Below are 18,645 nucleotides of genomic sequence, written 5' to 3' on the forward strand. Positions count from 1 at the left end.
TGACCAACGACGAACGACCAATGACCAAATTTCGTCGTTGGTCGTTGGTCGTTTATTGATCATTGCCGGTGATTGAGGCCAATGTCCCGCCGAAAGTGAGCGCCCTCAAAATCAATCCGGGCGATGCCGGCGTAGGCCCGGTTCAGGGCCGTTGTTAAATTGTCCCCCACCGCGCTGACCGCCAGCACCCGCCCGCCGGACGTCACAACGCCGTCTGAGGTTTGGACCGTGCCCGCGTGAAACACTACTGTGTTTTCCAGGGCGGCGGCCCAATCTAACCCCCTGATCGGCAGATTCCGGGGATAACTACCCGGATACCCCGGCGAGGCCATCACCAGCGTGGCGCACGCGCCGGGCCGCCAGCGGACTTCAACCTGGTCCAGGCGTCCCTCAATGCACGCTTGCGAGATTTCAAACAGGTCGGTTTCCAGGAGAGGCAAAACGGCCTGGGTTTCGGGATCGCCGTAGCGGCAGTTGAATTCTAAAACTTTGGGGCCGTCGTCGGTTAACATTAGCCCGGCGTACAGCACGCCCATGTAGGGGCAGCCACGCTCGGCCATGCCGGTGACGGTTGGCTGCAAGATGGTTTGGCACACCGTCTCAATAAATTGGGGCGTTATGTCTGGAGCGGGCGCATAAGTCCCCATCCCGCCGGTGTTAGGCCCCTGGTCGTTGTCAAAAACCCGTTTGTGGTCGCGGGCGGGGATGAGGGGGACAATGGTATAACCATCGCTCCAGGCCAGAATAGAGATTTCCGGCCCATTGAGCCGTTCTTCAATGACCACTTTGTCGCCGGATTTACCAAAGGCTCGCTCAACCATTACTTTGTGCAGGGCGGCTTGCGCCTCGGCGATGGTGTCGCAAATCAGCACTCCTTTGCCGGCGGCCAGGCCATTGGCTTTAACCACCACCTGATACTCCACCTGCTGCAAATAGTCGCGGGCGGCCTGATAATTGTCAAAAATGGCGTAGTCGCCGGTGGGGATGTGGCGCTGGCGCATAAAGTCTTTGGCAAACGCCTTAAAGGCTTCCAGTTGAGCCGCCTCGTGGGTTGGCCCAAAAATGGCCAGGCCCGAGGCATGGAAGATGTCCACAATACCCGCGGCCAGCGCCGCTTCCGGCCCCACTACGGTCAGGTCAATTTCTTTGCGCCGGGCAAAGGCCACCAGAGCCGGCAGGTCGCCCACCTCAATGGGAACGTTTTCCGCGGCAGCGCGGGGTTGCAGGCCGGTAGCTGATGGATTAGCGGGCCAGGTTGTGCCGGCGTTGCCGGGGGCCACGTAAACCTGCTTCACCTGAGGGGATCGGGCCAAAGCCCAGGCCAGCGTGTGTTCTCGACCGCCTGAGCCAACGACCAGCACAGTTTTTTGGGCCATACTCACTCCTTTCTTTGCCTTACAAATTTAAATTTGCCGCTTTAACCTTATCGGCCATGGTTTGGGCGTAGGCGACAAGTCGCCCTGTTAAATCTGGATGTTTTATGGCCAAAATTCGGGCCGCCAGTAATCCGGCGTTTTTGGCCCCGTCAATACCAACGGTGGCCACGGGGATGCCGCTGGGCATTTGCACAATAGAGAGCAGGGAGTCCAACCCCTGTAAGACCGGAGACCTGACCGGCACGCCAATCACCGGCAGCGTGGTCAGGCTGGCCATCACTCCGGGCAGGTGGGCGGCTCCGCCCGCGCCGCCAATGAGCACTTCAATGCCCCGCTGGGGGGCGGAGCCGACATACGCCTGCACCAGGTCCGGCGTGCGGTGCGCCGAAGCGATTTTCATCTCATTGGCCACCCCCAGCGAGTCCAAAATTTCCGCAGCCCCTCTCATTACCTCCAAATCCGAGGCGCTGCCCATCACAATGCCTACCAGCGGTTTATCAACCATCATTTGTTATTATCCTTGTCAGCTAGAGCGTGTTGATATTTCGGGTTCGGAATGACACATTTGAACAAATATCAACAGCACCAATTGTTGCCAAAATCAATCATTCACAATTAATCATTCACCATTCACCATTCACAATTAATCAGCCCCACATCTCCTCAAACATCAACTTCTCCCGGTTTTCGTCAAACAGCCATTCGGGAATGGGCAGGGGATAATCGCCGGAGAAGCAGGCGGCGCAGTGGCCGGTTTGTGCGGCGGGTAAGGCTTCTCGGACGGCGGCGGTCATGCCGGCCAGGCTTAGATAAGCCAGGGAGTCGGCCCCAATCCGCTGCCGGATACCTTCAATATCCAGCTTGTGGCCGATGAGTTGGGAGTAGGTGGCCATGTCCACCCCCATAAAGCAGGGATGGCGCACCGGCGGCGACGAGACCCGCACGTGCACTTCTGCCGCCCCACCTTCGCGCATAAGCTGGACCATTGGCCCGGCCGTGTTGCCCCGCACAATCGAGTCGTCAACCAGCACCACCCGTTTGCCCTTTAAGTTGCCGGTTAATGGATTGTACTTGAGATGAACGCCGATTTGCCGCAGCGTATCATCCGGCTCAATAAAGGTGCGGCCAATGTAGCGATTTTTGGTGAGACCCTCGGTGTAGGGCAAGCCGGACTCCAGGCTGTAGCCAATGGCCGCGGGTGTGGCCGAGTCGGGCACGCCCACCACAATGTCGGCTTCGGCGGGCGCTTCGCGGGCCAGTTGCGCGCCCAAACGCTGGCGGACCGTGTGAATGACCTGGCCTTCCAGAATGGAGTCGGGCCGGGCAAAGTAGACGTATTCAAAAATGCACAGGGCGCGTTTGGCCGGCTCGCGGCCTGTAAAAGAAGTGGCGCCCCGGCTGTCCAGGCGTAAAATCTCGCCCGGTTTGACTTCGCGCAAGTATTTTGCGCCAATGGTCAGTAGAGCGCAAGATTCCGAGGCGACGACGTGACCGCCGCCGGGCAGTTGGCCCAGGCACAGGGGCCGCAAGCCGTAAGGGTCGCGGATGGCATAAACAGCGTCCCGGGTTAAAATGACCAGCGAATAGGCGCCTTCGGCCACTTCCAGCAAAACTTGCAGCCGGGCTACCCACTGGTCGGCGTCGGTTGAAGTTTTGCCGTTTTCCCCGGTCCAGGCTTGCACGGGGGCGGCCAGCGTTTGGGTGATCACTTCGCTATCGGTGGTGGACGACAGCCCTACGCCCCGCGCCAGTAGCGACCGCCGGAGTTGCCGGGCGTTGGTCAGGTTGCCGTTATGGGCCACCCCCAACGGCCCGTGAATGGTCTCGATCAGGTAAGGCTGGACATTCCGCAGGTGCGAGGCGCCGGTGGTGGAGTAGCGGGTGTGGCCGATGGCCAGGTGCCCTTGCAGAGGCCGCAGGTTGTCTTCATTGAATACCTGGGCCACCAGGCCCATGCCTTTGTGGCTGTAGGCCGCCCGTCCGTCGGTGGTGGCGATGCCGGCGCTTTCTTGCCCCCGGTGTTGCAGGGCGTAGAGGCCAAAAAAAGTCAGGCGGGCCACATCGCGGCCGGGAGCGTAGAGGCCAAACACGCCGCACGCTTCGCGGGGACCTTCTTGAAGCCAGTTTTCACACATCACAACCTTCTTTCTGTTTTTTCAATCAACGAGAACGCAGCGTTTTAAGGTTACGGGCAATGCGTTCTACCGCAGGCTCTTCACCGGGGATAAATTCCTGGCCGGTGAGTTGCTCAAAGGCATTGAGGTACAGTGTGGCCATGTGGGCGATAAAATCGTTGGGCATGGTGGGCGCTTCGCTCTCGCCCCGGTAGCCTTGATCAACAAACCATTGCCGCAGCACTTCTTTGTCAAACTTTTCCGGTTCCTGGCCGGGTTGGTAGGAGTCCAATACCCAAAAACGGCTGGAGTCGGGCGTGTGAAATTCGTCAATCAGGGTCAGTTTGCCGTTAACCAGGCCAAACTCGTATTTGGTGTCAACCAGGATCAAGCCGGCTTTTTCGGCCACTTGTTGGCCCCGGTCAAACAGGGCCAGGGCCACTTCTTCTACTTTTTCCCAGAGCGGCGGGGCCACCAGGCCCTGGCCGATGATCTCGTCGCGGGTCAGCTGCTCATCGTGGCCGCCGTATTCGGCTTTGGTGGTGGGCGTGATGATGGGGTGGGGCAATTGATCGTTTTTTTGGAGACCATTGGGCAGGGGGATGCCGTAGGGCCGGCGGTCGCCTTGGGCGTACAGCGTCCACAGGGAAGTTTTGCTAACGCCGGTAATGTAGCCCCGCACCACCACTTCCACCGGCAACGGCGCGGCGTTTTGGGCAATCGTGACGTTGGGGTCGGGCACGTCCAGCACGTGGTTGTTGACAATGTCCCGGGTTTGGGCAAACCACCAGGCGCTAAGTTGATTGAGCACCTGCCCCTTGAAAGGGATAAAACCCAGCACCCGGTCAAAGGCCGAAACCCGGTCGGTGGTGATGAGGATGCGTTTGCCCTGGTAAGCGTAACTATCGCGCACTTTGCCCGGCTGTTTGGGTCCAAAAGCGGGCAGGTCAACGGTTTTAATTACGTTTGGAATAGCTTGAATTAAATCTTGATGCGTGAACATATAGCCTACCTTTACAGAATTTGTTAGTTCTTTTGGGTTTCTATGGTTACGCCCGTTTGATTCCGTTCTGAAACAAACGCAAACCGTTCCACCCGCTTTCGCCGCGCCGCCAGCGCGGATGCTGCCAGGGGAAAACGTGATCTTCGGGATGCGGCATCAGGCCCAGCACATTGCCGGCCGGATTGCACAGGCCCGCAATGCCTGCCGTCGAGCCGTTGGGGTTCAAGGGATAATCAGCGGGCGAACCGTCGGCGTTGACGTAGGTTAAGGCGTTCAGGTTGTTGGCCCGGAGGGTTTGTAAAACCTCGTCGCCGGCTACGGCCAGGCGACCTTCGCCGTGCGCTACCGGGCAGTAGATCGGCTCGGTGAGGCCCTGGGTAAAAAGACAGGGGCTGTGGGGGTTAGGTTGCAGGTAAACCCAGCAACACTCGAAGCGGGCCGAATGGTTAGGGGCCAGGGTGACGGTTCGCTCGTGGTTGCTGACCGTTTCTATTCCCGGCAGCAGACCCGCTTTGACCAAGACCTGGAAACCGTTACAAATGCCCAACACCGGGCGGCCGCTGTCTACAAAACGAGACACTTGATCTCCCAGCCGGCGCCGCAAATCCAGCGCCCACAACACTCCCGCCCCCAGGTCGTCGCCATAGGAGAAGCCGCCGGGAATGACCAGCATGTGGTAGTCGAGCAGGTGGCGCTCCCCGGCCAAAAGTTGATTGACGTGGACAATTTCGGGCGCGGCGCCGGCCAATTGGCAGGCCAGGGCGGCTTCTCGATCCCGGTTGGTGCCGTTAGCGTGGAGGATGAAGACTTTAGGAGGTTGGGGTGGGGGAAGGATTGAGGCAGGCTTTTCCGGGACTGAGGTTTTAGAAGGGGCAACCGGCCCCACGTGGCCGCGCCAGGCTTTTTCTAGGCCGGCCACCGGCACAGCAATGACCGGCTGCTTGTTCAGGCCATTGATCTGTAATTCATCGCCCCCTACGCGGCCAAAACGAGCGTGAGGCGTGTCGCCAAGCAGCTTCTCAAATGCGGCGGCGTCGGCGGGCCGGACCTCCACCACAAAACGACAGGAGGTCTCGGCAAAAAGGATTTGGTCGTCGGTGGCCATGTTGGCCGCGCCGGGAACTTGAGACAGTTCTATCTTCGCCCCCAACCGTCCGGCCAAACACATCTCGGCCAGGGCCACGGCCAAACCTCCCTCAGAACAGTCGTGGCACGATTGCGCCAACCCTTTGACCATAACTTGGTGCAGTGCGCGTAAATAATTCAGCGCATTTGGCACAGGCTGGGGCGGAGAAGAATGAGTAATTGTGAATTGTGAATTGTGAATGATTAATTGATAATGGCTGCCCCCCAGTTCGGCGCGGGTTTCACCAACCAGATACAGGTAATTATCGGGCTGCTTTAAGTCCATGGTGACGGTTTGGGTGACATCAGGCACAATGCCCAAAGCCGAAATCAAAAGCGTGCCGGGAATGGCGTGTTTTTGGCCGTCTGCGCCGGTATATTCATTGTTCAGGCTGTCTTTGCCGGAGATGAAGGGCGTGTTATAGGCTACTGCGGCATCGTAACAGCCCTGCGCGCAGCGAACCAGACTGCCCAGCCGATCCGGCAAATTGGGATTGCCCCAGCAAAAATTGTCGAGCAAGGCCACCTGGTCGGGGTCGGCGCCTACGGCCACCAGATTGCGCATTGCCTCGTCAATGGCGGCCCAGGCCATGGCATAGGGGTCAAGATCGCTGTAGGCGGGGCAGATACCAACCGACAAGGCCAGAGCGCGTTGAGCCGGGGAAACTGGGCGGATGACTGGTTGGGTATCAAAAGGAATCAGCACGGTGGCGTCGCCAGGCCCGTGATTATCCACGCCCACCAGCGGTTTGATAGCCGTGCCGCCTTGCACTTCGTGGTCGTACCGGCGGATGACGGATTCTTTGCTGCGGATGTTGGGATGAGCCAACAGTTTCAATAAAACGTTGGCAAGATTAATGTCTGTTTTTTCAACCTTGTTCGCTGCTGGCTGGCTGGTGGCGGGCGGTTTCCATGCGGCAACCAGTTGTCCCAACGGAAGGCCATTGTGCAGAAAATCCAGGTCAAGATCGCCGACCAAACGTTGGCCATAGTGCAACCGCACCCGGCCCGTAGCCTCAAATTTACCAATGCAAATCACGGCAACGTCCTGCCCGGCGCAAATTTCCTGGAGGCGGGGCCAGTTAGTCGCAGGCACGGCCAGCACCATGCGTTCCTGGGCCTCGCTGAGCCAGATTTCCCAGGGACGCAGGCCGGGATATTTGAGGGGCACGGTTTGCAATTGCACGTCTGCGCCCAGTTCTTCCGCCATCTCGCCTACAGCAGAGGAAAGACCCCCCGCGCCGCAGTCGGTGATGGCGTGGTAAAGCTTTTTCTCACGAGCGCGCAGCACCACTTCCTGCACCTTTTTTTCGTTGATGGGATGGCCAATTTGCACGGCGCTGCCTGCAATCTGGCCCGTGGTCTGGTCCATCTCCATACTGGAAAAGGTGGCCCCGCGCAAGCCGTCCCGGCCCGTGCGCCCCCCGATGATCACAATCAGGTCGCCCGGTTGGGCCTGGGTGGGGTGACTGCCGTGCGGCAACAGGCCCAGGCAGCCGCAAAACACCAGGGGATTGGCGGTATAGCCGGGGTGGTAGAGGATCGCGCCGTTGACCGTGGGGATACCCATTTTATTGCCATAATCTTCAATGCCATGCACCACGCCATCGGCAATGCGGCGGGGGTGGAGCATGCCGCCGGGCAGTTGGTTTTCGGGCAGGTTGGGTGGGCCAAAACAAAGCACGTTAGTATTGGCAATGGGCCGGGCGCTGACGCCCAAGACATCGCGCACAACCCCGCCCACGCCGGTGTTGGCCCCGCCAAACGGCTCCAACGCCGAGGGGTGATTGTGGGTTTCCAATTTAAAGGCTAAATCCCAGGTATCATCAAATTTGATAATGCCGGCATTGTCTACAAAGGCCGAGCGCACCCAGGGCTTATTGACCTTTTCCGTGGCGGCCTGCAGATAGGTTTTGAGCAGGCCGTTGATGGTTTGTTTGACCGGCGTGCTGTCGGGCGCTGCGCCGGGGGCGGGGCCGGTATAGCAGATGGTGGCCCTGAAGCTTTTGTGCACACAATGTTCGCTCCAGGTTTGGGCCAGCATTTCCAGTTCCACATCGGTAGGGTCGCGGCCTTCAAGGCGATAGTAAGTTTGGAGGGCCCGCATTTCAGCCGGATTCAGGGCTAGCCGGCGTTCGGCGCTGAGGGCGGCCAGTTCGTCCTCATTGGCTTCGCGTAGAGAAATAATTTCTACCGTATCATCAATTTGCTGATAAGGCACAAGAGGCGGCGTGATCGTGTGGTTGATGGCGACTTGCTGAATGACGGGATTAGAGAAAACTTCAACCGACAGGCGCTGTAAATCTTTTTTAGTTAGCGAGCCGGTCAAGGTATAGCGGTACCCGGTGGCAGCTTGAGTCAGTCCGGTTAATCCCAGCAAATGGGCGGCGCGAACCAGGTTTTCGGCGGCGGGGTCGGTGACGCCAGGGAGCAGGGTGACTTCGATGGTAGGTGAAACAGGGTAGCAGGGTAGCAGGGTAGCAACTGGTCCATCTGCTACCCTGCTACCTGCTACCTTGTTACCTGTTACCTCAAAACTTTCCGTTACCGGGTCGGCCAGTAATTCGGCGGCCAGCCGGTTGGCATCAGCCAAACTAAGTTGGCCCCGTAAAAAGAAGAGGCGGCCAACCTGGCAGGTATCGAGTGAGTTGATACCTAGCTGATGGGCCGCCTTGACCAATGCGCTGCCGTGCGCCTGTGTTTCCGTGGGGCGGTGAGACACCTGAACCCGGAATACCTGTTCCTCCATTGGTTTAGGGAGGGGGGCAGGAAGGGATGTGTCTCCCGGCGAAATAGTACCCATTTTTTCTTTCCTTCAATGATGCGGCAATATTTTTCCTCAATCCAAAAGCAAACTCCCGCCATCGCGTGGTAGCGGGAGTTTCACCCGGCAGCAGATATGCCGGTATCAGTCTCTCAGTTTTGAGTGTGGCAACAGTGCTAATGCCTCTATTGGTTTGGGAAGGCATTGAGAACTTCTTAGGCATAAGTTCAAGTTTTTTGGTTAAGCTGCTGAAATCTAACGCCCTCATTCTATGCAAAAGCAAGCGGAATGTCAATTATGGTTTGGGGGTTTTTATTTGCGAGGGCTATAATTTGGCGCTTCTTTGGTCAGCACCACACTGTGCGGATGACTTTCCAACAGGCCGGCATTGCTGATAGGCACAAACTTGGCCTTGGCCTGCAATTTGTCCAGAGAGGCCGCGCCCACGTAACCCATGCCGGAGCGAATCCCGCCGACAAATTGAAACACAAAGTCAGCCAGTTTGCCTTTGTAGGGCACGCGCCCTTCCACGCCTTCGGGCACGGTTTTGCCGCTATCCGACGTTTGGCCGCTGCCGTAGCGGTCTTTGCTGAATTGACTCATGGCGCCCAAACTGCCCATCCCCCGATAGTCTTTATAGGGCCGGCCTTCGGAGACAATGATCTCGCCGGGCGACTCCTCCACCCCGGCCAACATGCTGCCCAGCATCACCGCGGCTGCGCCTCCGGCCAGGGCTTTCACCGCGTCGCCGGAGTATTTGATGCCGCCGTCGGCGATGATGGGAATATTGTATTCTCGCGCCGTTTTGGCGCACTCCATAATCGCCGTCAGTTGCGGCATGCCTACCCCGGCCACCACGCGAGTGGTGCAGATTGACCCGGCTCCCACCCCAACTTTGACGGCTTCAGCCCCGGCCTCAATCAGGGCGCGAGTGCCTGCGGCGGTGGCCACGTTGCCGCCAATCACCGGCAGGTGAGGGTAGCTGGAGCGGATCCAGTCAATGGCGGCCAGCACTTTTTTGGAGTGGCCGTGGGCCGTGTCTACGGCAATCACATCTACCTGGGCCTCAACCAAGGCTGCCAGGCGCTCCTGGTAATCGTGGCCTACACCAAGCCCGGCCCCCACCCGCAACCGGCCCTGCTCGTCAACGGCGGCCAGGGGATAGTCGCGTTTTTTGCTGATGTCCTTTACCGTGATCAGCCCTTTGAGATAACCGTTTTTATCAACCAGGGGCAGCTTTTCAATTTTGTGCTGTTGCAAAATGCGTTTGGCTTCTTCCAGGGTGGTGCCGATGGACGCCGTAACCAGGCTTTGGCTGGTCATATATTTTTCAATGGGGTCGTCCCAATTTTCGGTAAAACGAATGTCCCGGTTGGTCAAAATACCCACCAACAAGCCTTCTTTTTCGGGCGAGGTGATGGGGATGCCGGAGATATGGTAACGGGCCATCAACGCTTCGGCTTCGGCCAGGGTATTGTGGGGATGCAGGGTGATGGGGTTGGTGATCATGCCGGCCTCGGAGCGTTTCACCCGGTCCACGTGGGCGGACTGGTCGGCAATGGGCATGTTGCGGTGAATGATGCCCAGCCCTCCCTCGCGGGCCAGGGCAATGGCCAGCCGGGCCTCGCTAACCGTGTCCATGGCCGCCGACACCAGGGGAATGTTGAGCCGGATGTCCCGCACCAGGCGGGTTTGCAGGTTGACTTCTCCCGGCAGCACTTCGGAATAGCCGGGCAGCAACAGCACGTCGTCAAAGGTATAGGCCTGGGCTTGAAAAGAGTTCTCGGTCATTTTCTTCTCCTGTTTGTCAAGTGTTTCTGTGGAAATTTTGGGCAATTTTACATTGCTTGGGTTTTTGAGTCGATTCGGGAGTAAAGAATAGAAAGGTTAGGAAAAATTTGTTTATTTTTGGCGATGCAAGAAAAAAGCCCTCGTTTGAGGGCTTTTATTCATTTTTGACCCATGGATCCAGCGCGTCACGCAAACCATCGCCAATAAGATAGATGGAGAGCGTAGTCAAGAAGATGAACAGGCCGGGGGTCAGCACCAGCCAGGGGGCGTCGGTGAAGTTGCCCAGCGACCCCTGCATCATATTGCCCCAACTGGGGTTAGGCGGCCCAATGCCGACGCCCAGGTAACTGAGGCCCGCTTCAGCAATGATGGCTCCGGCAATGTCAAAGATGGCGATGACGATGATGATGGAGGTCACGTTGGGCAGCATATGGCGGAACATGATCCGCCAGATTGACGAGCCAATGGCCCGGCTGGCGGCAATGTATTCTCGCTCGCGGATAGAGAAGATTTGGCCCCGAATCAGGCGCGATACGCCCATCCAGCCGAAAATACCCAGCAAAAACGCCAATCCTTCGGGGCTGCGAAAAATGGGGAAGGTGCCGGCCAAAATGATCAGCAGGAACAGTAGGGGGATACTGCCCAGGGTCATAATCACGGCATTGACAATATCGTCAACAAAGGTGGCGGCGTAATAGCCACTGATGAGGCCCACGGTGACGCCCAAAATAATGGAGATGGAGGCCACGTAAGCGCCAATGCGCAATGAAATCCGCCCGCCGTAGACGGCGCGGGTCAAGACGTCCCGGCCGGCCATATCGGTGCCCAGCCAATGACATTCGCCCGGGCCGGCCTCCAGGCAGTCGCCAAAGCCGGAGACGGCGTCGGACACCATTGCGGGGACGATGGCCGGTAACATGGGCCAGGCGCAGCCGCTGCTACCCTGGCAGGTGCGGCTGAAATCTTGAAATTTGGCCCAGCCCTCTGCAAACCAGGTGGGTGGAGCTTTGCGGTTGCGTAAATTGGTATCGGTAGGGTCAAAGCCCAGGAGGTGGTGGCCAATCCAGGGCGCGGCCAGGGTGATAGCCACCATAAAAAGACCCAAGAAGAGCGCCGCCATAGTTATTTTGTCGTGCAGGAGTTTGGCCCCCACCGCGCCCCAGTAAGTTTGCACTTTTATGCCTGCGGTTGATTCTGTTGTCTGTGGTCGGGGTAAGGGTAAGGAATTGGCCATTTTTGTTATTTGGTAATGTCGTATTTAACGCGCGGGTCAACAAAACTGTACAGAATGTCAACCATTAGAATGCCCAAAATACCCAGGAAGGAACCGATGACAAACAAGGCCATCATCACCGGGTAATCGCGGGCGTTGACCGCGGCAATAAAGAGGCGGCCCATCCCCGGCCAGGAAAAGACCATTTCAAATAATACCGAGCCGGACAAAATGAGCAGGAAAATGCCGCTGAGACCGGTGACAAAGGGCATCAAGGCGTTGCGCAGCACGTGGCGCCAGAGCACCAACCGTTCGGATAGCCCTTTGGCCCGGGCGGTGCGCACGTAATCCTGGTTCAATACTTCCAACATTTCAAAGCGCAGGATCCGCGAATAGCCAATCCAGCCGCCAATGGCCGCTACTGTGGCCGGTAAAATCAGGTGATGCAGGCGATCCAACAGCGAACCATCGCCGATGGTCTGCATCCCCCCCAGGGGCACCAGGCGGAGATAACCGCCCAGGAAAATAAGCAACAGCAGGCCCAACCACCAATGGGGCACAGCGTTGAGCAGCACCGTGAAAACGCGGATAACATGGTCGGGCAGTTTGCCGCGTCTCAGCGCGGCGTAAATGCCCAACGGCACGCCTCCCACCACGCCCACAATCAGGCTGGCCAGTCCCAGGGCGAAACTGGCCGGAATCCGTTCGGCAATCACCTCGATGGTTGACCGCCCTTTGTAGGAGAAGGACCGGCCAAAATCCAGGCGAATAATGCCCCGGCTACACCGGTCGGCATCGTTGAGGCAGCGGCCGCTGCGCCAGGTTGGGCTGCGGGGCAACCAATCTTCACCCGTCAGCCAGGCGATATATTGCATCGGGATGGAGCGATCCAGGCCATAGAGTCGGGCCAGGCGATTGTAATCGGCGCTGGTGACCCTGGGGTCGTCATCCAAAAATTGGATGGGACCGCCGGGAGCCATTTGATAGATAGTAAAGCCAATCAGAGTGGCTAACAGCATTAAAAAGAAAGATTGGATGCTGCGCCGGACGATGTAACGAGTCATAGGTTTTGAATGTTACCCAAAATCGAGTAGCAGAGTAGCAAGGGTATAGATAAAAAAGACTTTGAATTTTTGCCGGGTAGAGACAGGACATTGTCCTGTCTCTACGCAAAAACTTTATCTGAACAACTATAGCCGCAACATAGCCAATTTGTTACCTTGCTACCCTGCTACTTTGTTCCTTAATTTTAATCTATTTTCTCTTCTTCAATGTACCAATCTTCGGAGTTCCAGGCAATGCCCAAAGGAGAAGAATTATCAATACCCTTGATGCGGTTATTCTGACCGCTCCAGACCTTGTTGTAGAAAAGGAAAACATAGGGGGATTCGTCGGCGATGATGCGCTGGATTTCCTGGTATTTCTCTTTGCGGAACTCGGTATCGTAAGTTTTGCCGGCCTCTTCAAACAGAGCCTCTACATCCTTGTTGATATAGGCCACAGCATTGAGTTGGGGAATGCTCTCTTCGGCCCAGATGGTGTACATGATGTGCGGCTCAATAGTGGCCCGCCAGGCCCCAATATACATATCCCAGTCGGGTTCGGCGGAGTCGGTGGCTTCCAAGAAGCTGGCCCATTCCATTGGCTGAATTTCCACTTCCACGCCAATATCAGACAAATAATCCTGCACGGCCACAGAAATTAACTCGAGCGTTTGGCTGGTGTTGGGGCCGTAAATCATTTTGAGTTTTAGCGGCTCGCCATTTTCGTCTACCATCACCCCATCTTGCAAGGTGTAACCGGCTTCGGCAAAGAGGGCAATGGCTTTATCTTGATCATATTCATAACATTCAACATCAGGATTGTAGGCCCAGGAGGTTTCAGGGTAAACCGAGCAGAGTCTTTTGGCCTGGCCCAACATAACTTCATCGGTCAGGAGTTGTTTGTCAATGGCGTAATTGAGGGCGTGCCGCACGTTAAGATCGTGGGTGGGAAAGCCCTCGCGCATATTCAGGCCCAGGTAAACCCACCGGGCGGCGGCCGGCCACCACTCGTACACGGTGATGTTTTCAAGCTGGCGGGCTTCCTCCAGATTTTCCGGCGTGATCGGGCCGGTGTCGGTTTCCCCATTTTTCATCTTCTGGTAGGCTATGTCCTGGTCGGGCACAATTTCCTGCACCTGGCGCTCAATGTTGGGCCGGCCCTTGTACCAATAATTCTCGTTGGCCTCAAAGATAATGTATTGGTCCCGTTTCCATTCAACCAGTTTGTAAGGGCCGGAGACCACGCTGGGGTTATTGATTTCGGGATTTTTTTCCGGATCGCTCCAGTCCAGGTTTTCCCAAATGTGTTTGGGCAGGGGCGTGATCAGGCCCGACATTTGTCCCAGGGCGGGGGCATAAATTTCGTCAATTTTTATTTCCAGGGTATAGTCATCCAAGGCTTCGTAGGAGGTGATGAATTCAAGTTGGGAGAGATAGGGAAACTCGTTGGCGGGATCGGTCACCTGATCAAAGGTCCATTTGTAGTCATTGGCCGTAATCGGTTCGCCGTCGCTCCATTTCATGTTTTGCCGCAGGTTAAAGGTAAAGGTCAGGCCGTCTTCGGAAATGGAGTAACTTTCGGCCATACTGGGAATGTATTCCAGGGTTTTTTCGTCTAACCGGAGCAAGCCGCCGGTATAGACCATGGCCTGGTAGCCGCTGGAGGTGGTGTCGGTGGTTTGATAGGGATGGAAACTGACCGCGTCGGAGGTGGAGACGTCGCGGTATTCGCCGCCGTATTTGTCGCGCAAGGTGGTCACGTCCTCATCACTAACCACGGTCATGCCTTTTTCCAATTCTGTGGCCTTGGCGGCTTGCGACTCTTCAACCACTTCCTTGACCACTTCCTGGTCGTCGGCCGCTTCCTCCGTGGCCATTTCGACAACTTCTTCAGGAGCTTCCGGTTGGGTTGCTTCTTCGGTAGCGGCTGGTTCTTCAGTGGCGGCCGGTTCCTGGGCGGGCGCTTCTTCCTGAACCGCCGGGGCCGGTTCCGCGGTGGACACGGCCCCGCATTGGGCCGCAACCAGGGCTGCGGCTACAGGCAATAAGACCAACAGTAGTGTTTTGGCATAATTATGGGGCATGGTTCTTCTCCTTTTTGATTATATCTAACTATTTTCATCTTGGTTGTTGTTGCCGTTGCCGTCCCCTTCACCATTCTCTCCACCATTTTCTTGTCCATTCTCTTCTTCACCTGTTTCCTCTTCCTCTTCTGGCGGTTGTTGCTCTTCCTCTGAATCAAATGGTTTGTAGTCTTTGTCATCAGGTACCGGGAGGGCTTTTTTGGTGAACCATTTGAGCGTGTTATTTAGGAGTAAATCTTGCCGCTCTGCCGGCAGCAGGTAGAAGGGGAAGGCCAGGTAGGCAATCTTGGCCCGATTGTCTTCATAAGCAATAACCGAAGCAGCGCCGGCCTCGTCGCTTTGGGGGCCGCGGGCAAAGATGACCCGCGCCTCAGGGGTGTGACTGACGATGTCTATCTCCAGCGGCTCACCGGAGGGGGTGTCAACAAAGGTGATGGTTTCGCCCTCATTAAAATCTTTGGCAATGGGATGGTCGGCCAGGGCCACTTGCAGGTCAAATTGTTCGGCCACGCCCTGGTATTTGGCATGGGCTACGGCGCTCATAAAATCGCTGTGTTCCCAGTCAAAGGCGATAGACGCCCCCGACATAATCAAGTTACCGCCCACTTCCACGTATTCGGCCAGCAGGGCTGCGCCTTCCTCGCCAATGCTGTCGTCCCAATAGTCGCCGGTGGTCCAGATGATGGCGTCGTATTCCAATAGTTGGCCAATGCCGGGGTAGCCATCCGACGAGGTGGTCCAGGTGTCTACCTTGTAAGTGCTGCTGAGCACGTTGTAATAATCCAGCGCGCCGGTTTGGGCATCCTCGCGGGCGCGGCCACTGTCGTCGGCCACAATCAGAATGGTGTCAATTCTGTAGCTGCGCAGGCTGGGGGGCAATTCCCCGCCGGGTTCTTGAGTTTGGCAAACGGCAATGGTGGGGCTGGCCTGGCAGTCGGTAAATTCATGGTCAAGCAGCAGTTCAAAAGCATCGGCATTGGTGTCTAGGTTGTCGGAGAGGATGATCAAAACATTGCGCTCCGGCTCCTGGTGGAGATAAAAGAGGGTTGAGCCGCCCCGTTCCAATTCGCCCATGCCCTCAACCTGGATCCGGCCGTCAATAAAGCGTTCTTCAACGTCGGGAGATTCGTCGTTGACCTGGGCGACTTTATTTTGATCCGCTTCTTTTTCGGCGTTGGCCAATGCTTCTTCAGCCTCAGTTTTTTCATCAGGGGCCAGGATGGTGATATGGCCTGCTTTTAGATAATCCGAGATCACGGCGGTTTCGTCAAAGCGGCCGATAAAAATCATGTCATTTTCCTGGCCGATGTTATCGGCAAAGCTAACCGTGCGGTCAACCTTTTCCAGAGCCTCTTTCAATTTGACCGAGTCGTCAAATTGACTGTTGAAAACCAGCGTATTGTCAAAAACAATATCAACAGTAGGGTTGAAAAAGAAGGGGAAGTCGCTTAGCTCATAGTCTCGTTCCCCGCCGCTCAGAAAAGCAGCGATGTTGTTGATCAGCAGGCCGTTGTTTTCAGCCGCGCTATAGGGTTCGACAAAAAAGGTCAGGTCGCCCAGGGCCAGCACTTGGTCGTTGGTGGTCAGCGCGGCAGCCGCCAGATTCCGCCCGCCCTCACTGGTCGAGGAATGAGTGGTTTCGTCGCCCAGGATGATTTCATAGCCGGGCGCGTAAACCGAGTTGCCGGAGTAAAAGATGATTTTGCTCTCGCCGTCAGTCAGCCCGGCAGTAAGGGGACTTTTTTTGAAATGGGTGTAGACGACGTTGCGGTAGTTGTTATCGTTGTTTTCCAGGCTGTAGAGATAGTCGTTGGCATAAATAATGCCAAATGCGCCGGCAATGCTATTGAGGGCTTCTACCACCACGGTCCGGGTCGGGTCGCCAATAATTAATACCCGCCCGCCTTTTTCAACAAAGCGTTCGATGGCGACAATTTCCGCGGGCGAGTATTCGTCACGCGGCAGGGGCAGAATGAGGCTGGAGGCGTAGGCTAATTTATCGGCCAGCGCTTCGGCATCATTATTGTTCTTTTTGCCATTCTCCTCTTCCTCGTCATTGTTGTTTGCGCCCAGCACAAGCTCGTAATCAAACCCCCGGGCCACCAGTTTAGAGAGAAGCACATTCAACTCTTCAATGAACAGGGCGTTACTGTGGGCGTAATCAACAACCACCACCCCGCGAGTGACGGTGGGTTTGTCCACCGCTTCTAAGCGGGCCGATTTGGCCGAAGCCTCGAGTTCAACCGTTGCGCGCGTGCGTTCTGGCGGGGTATAGGCGTTGGCCTTAGCGCCGTAGTAGAAGAAGCGTCCCGCTACAAAAGCCAGAATGGCCACTACAAAAATAACTACCAACGGAATCCAGATTGATTTACGCATCATGGGTTACTCCAGGGGAATGTAGATTTGGTAAAAGCTTGGATATTCGAGTTGCTGGCCGGTCAGGTCAAATTCGGGCTGGTTGTCCAAGTCTTCAAACAGTTCCATTGCCGCGGTCAGGGCGGGGTCGTCCAGGGAGGCCAGGTATTCCTCGCGCAGGTCAACCAGTTTGTAATTTTTTAGACCGGCCAGGCGAGCGGCGGCATCGGCGGCGTCCAGTTTGGAGCCGAGGGCGTCAATCAGGCCATACTCCATAGCCTCGATGCCCACCCAAATTTCACCCGTAGATAATTCATCGGGCGCCATTTTGAGGGGGTTGGGGGCCACAGAGCGCTCGGCGATGACGCTGTCTCTAAAATCGTCAAAAATCAAATTTTGCTTTTGCAAAACGCCGGTGGCGCTGCCGCCGGTTGTTTTATAGGGGCCGGTGGTAATAAATTGCTCGCTCAATACTTCTGGTTGGGGTTGCCCCATGATGACGCCCACGTTGCCCACAAAAGAAGCCGGCTTGGCGTAAATCTCGTTGGCGGCTACCGCAATCTGGAAGGCTGCGCTAAAAGCGCCAATATCTACGCTGGCCACAACCGGTTTTTCTTCTCTGAGTTTGCGGATTTGAAAATAAATGTCGTGTCCGGCCGAAGCGCCGCCGCCGGGGCTGTTGACGACCAGCACCACGCCTTTGATGTCGTCGGCCTTGAGGGCGTAGTCAACCTGCCGAGACATCAGCTCCGATAACAGGTTGGTCACCTGGGTGTCCAAATTAAGCGCAGCAATTTTAGGGGTGGGAATGAGGGCCAGGGCCAGGTAATAACCTGCTACCAGGGCCAGGGCAATGACCACAAAATAGATCGCCACCGTCCATAGCAACGGCTTGACCGACCGGCTACTCTCTTGATGAGTTTGACTCATAGCATCTCCTTATACCTAGCCTTGTTCCAGGCAATCTAAAATATTTTATTAGCGATAGATTAAATCAGGATGAACCTTGCCACGATGATGTGGTTGCAGTGGAAAAGTAAAACGCGTGATGTGATTTAATTATACGTGGGAATGTTGGGTAAGACAACCTGCCCCAATATTATCATCCCCCCCAGTTAGCAAAAAAATAGCCTACACAAAAAGCAACGCTCATCAGCGAGACAATGGCCACAATGAGGATAAGGCTGCGACCCTGTAAGGGTTTATCAGGATTCCAGGTGAATTGAGCGGCAATGGCCCGGCGTTGTTCTATGCGTTTTAACTTGCCCCGAATGGCAGCCAGTAAATCTTCAGTTTCACTCGTTTTGGGCAGATAATCATCGCTGCCCAGCTCTTTGCCATAGCGAATATCTTCCAGGCTATCCTTGGCCGTCAGGAAGATAAAGGGAATATGGTTCAGATAGGGATTGTTGCGGACGTGACCATAAAAGGCATAACCGTCCATCTCTGGCATCATAATATCGGCCAGAATCAAATCTGGTAGATGGCGGTCCGGGTTTAGGTTTTTGATTTTGGCCTGAAAAACGGCAAATAGCTCGTCCAGGGCCTGCTGGCCGCTGGTGACCGTCCAAACCTCAAAGCCTTCCATTTGTAAAATCAATTGAATGCCGTCAAGAAATTCAGGGTTGTCGTCAACAACCATAATCAGGGGTTTGACTGTCTGGTTGTTTTGCGTGGGGGTATCCATTGGTCCTCCTCGTATAATAAGTTAGCCAGGAAGTGGTATCCCAGAGATAATGACCGTGCATTCAGGGCGGTCAGGTGGGCAGTTCTACGC

At 56.1% G+C, this 18,645-nt stretch carries 12 protein-coding genes; all 12 read right to left on the minus strand.

The features are described 5' to 3' along the window. Nucleotides 1-59 precede the first annotated feature (59 nt). Nucleotides 60-1,376, minus strand: coding sequence for a phosphoribosylamine--glycine ligase (purD, locus tag JW953_11125; protein MBN1993247.1), 1,317 nt, complete (start codon nucleotides 1,374-1,376; stop codon nucleotides 60-62). 19 nt (nucleotides 1,377-1,395) lie between these two features. Further along, nucleotides 1,396-1,884, minus strand: coding sequence for a 5-(carboxyamino)imidazole ribonucleotide mutase (purE, locus tag JW953_11130; protein MBN1993248.1), 489 nt, complete (start codon nucleotides 1,882-1,884; stop codon nucleotides 1,396-1,398). Between the two features lie 139 nt (nucleotides 1,885-2,023). Continuing rightward, nucleotides 2,024-3,511: an amidophosphoribosyltransferase gene (gene purF / locus JW953_11135; GenBank protein ID MBN1993249.1), complete on the minus strand. Its 1,488-nt coding sequence runs from the start codon at nucleotides 3,509-3,511 to the stop codon at nucleotides 2,024-2,026. A gap of 25 nt (nucleotides 3,512-3,536) precedes the next feature. After that, nucleotides 3,537-4,493 carry a phosphoribosylaminoimidazolesuccinocarboxamide synthase gene (locus tag JW953_11140; GenBank protein MBN1993250.1) on the minus strand — a complete coding sequence of 319 codons (957 nt, stop codon included), beginning with the start codon at nucleotides 4,491-4,493 and terminating at the stop codon, nucleotides 3,537-3,539. Nucleotides 4,494-4,539: 46 nt separating this feature from the next. Beyond that, complete coding sequence (gene purL / locus JW953_11145) at nucleotides 4,540-8,421, minus strand: phosphoribosylformylglycinamidine synthase subunit PurL (protein ID MBN1993251.1); 3,882 nt, start codon at nucleotides 8,419-8,421, stop codon at nucleotides 4,540-4,542. A 273-nt stretch (nucleotides 8,422-8,694) separates the two neighbouring features. Further along, the gene (gene guaB / locus JW953_11150) at nucleotides 8,695-10,173 is read right to left on the minus strand and encodes an IMP dehydrogenase (GenBank protein MBN1993252.1); all 1,479 of its coding nucleotides are present in this window, start codon (nucleotides 10,171-10,173) and stop codon (nucleotides 8,695-8,697) included. Between the two features lie 154 nt (nucleotides 10,174-10,327). Continuing rightward, the gene (locus JW953_11155) at nucleotides 10,328-11,347 is read right to left on the minus strand and encodes an ABC transporter permease (protein ID MBN1993253.1); all 1,020 of its coding nucleotides are present in this window, start codon (nucleotides 11,345-11,347) and stop codon (nucleotides 10,328-10,330) included. A gap of 65 nt (nucleotides 11,348-11,412) precedes the next feature. Continuing rightward, nucleotides 11,413-12,450 carry an ABC transporter permease gene (locus JW953_11160; GenBank protein MBN1993254.1) on the minus strand — a complete coding sequence of 346 codons (1,038 nt, stop codon included), beginning with the start codon at nucleotides 12,448-12,450 and terminating at the stop codon, nucleotides 11,413-11,415. 185 nt (nucleotides 12,451-12,635) lie between these two features. Continuing rightward, nucleotides 12,636-14,513: a hypothetical protein gene (locus tag JW953_11165; protein ID MBN1993255.1), complete on the minus strand. Its 1,878-nt coding sequence runs from the start codon at nucleotides 14,511-14,513 to the stop codon at nucleotides 12,636-12,638. Between the two features lie 24 nt (nucleotides 14,514-14,537). After that, a complete protein-coding gene (locus JW953_11170; protein MBN1993256.1) occupies nucleotides 14,538-16,892 on the minus strand; it encodes a hypothetical protein in 2,355 nt (784 codons plus the stop codon). Nucleotides 16,893-16,895: 3 nt separating this feature from the next. Continuing rightward, a complete protein-coding gene (locus JW953_11175; GenBank protein ID MBN1993257.1) occupies nucleotides 16,896-17,798 on the minus strand; it encodes a S49 family peptidase in 903 nt (300 codons plus the stop codon). 172 nt (nucleotides 17,799-17,970) lie between these two features. Further along, nucleotides 17,971-18,555 (minus strand): response regulator, encoded by a 585-nt coding sequence (locus tag JW953_11180; protein MBN1993258.1) that lies wholly within the window; start codon nucleotides 18,553-18,555, stop codon nucleotides 17,971-17,973. Nucleotides 18,556-18,645: the final 90 nt, after the last annotated feature.

Source organism: Anaerolineae bacterium (assembly GCA_016931895.1).
Taxonomy (GTDB): Bacteria; Chloroflexota; Anaerolineae; order 4572-78; family J111; genus JAFGNV01.

Bases quoted from the DNA above. Each gene is read 5' to 3' on its own strand.
- purD (MBN1993247.1), bottom strand. From the start codon at position 1,376: ATGGCCCAAAAAACTGTGCTGGTCGTTGGCTCAGGCGGTCGAGAACAC.
- purE (MBN1993248.1), bottom strand. From the start codon at position 1,884: ATGATGGTTGATAAACCGCTGGTAGGCATTGTGATGGGCAGCGCCTCG.
- purF (MBN1993249.1), bottom strand. From the start codon at position 3,511: ATGTGTGAAAACTGGCTTCAAGAAGGTCCCCGCGAAGCGTGCGGCGTG.
- JW953_11140 (MBN1993250.1), bottom strand. From the start codon at position 4,493: ATGTTCACGCATCAAGATTTAATTCAAGCTATTCCAAACGTAATTAAA.
- purL (MBN1993251.1), bottom strand. From the start codon at position 8,421: ATGGGTACTATTTCGCCGGGAGACACATCCCTTCCTGCCCCCCTCCCT.
- guaB (MBN1993252.1), bottom strand. From the start codon at position 10,173: ATGACCGAGAACTCTTTTCAAGCCCAGGCCTATACCTTTGACGACGTG.
- JW953_11160 (MBN1993254.1), bottom strand. From the start codon at position 12,450: ATGACTCGTTACATCGTCCGGCGCAGCATCCAATCTTTCTTTTTAATG.
- JW953_11165 (MBN1993255.1), bottom strand. From the start codon at position 14,513: ATGCCCCATAATTATGCCAAAACACTACTGTTGGTCTTATTGCCTGTA.
- JW953_11170 (MBN1993256.1), bottom strand. From the start codon at position 16,892: ATGATGCGTAAATCAATCTGGATTCCGTTGGTAGTTATTTTTGTAGTG.
- JW953_11175 (MBN1993257.1), bottom strand. From the start codon at position 17,798: ATGAGTCAAACTCATCAAGAGAGTAGCCGGTCGGTCAAGCCGTTGCTA.
- JW953_11180 (MBN1993258.1), bottom strand. From the start codon at position 18,555: ATGGATACCCCCACGCAAAACAACCAGACAGTCAAACCCCTGATTATG.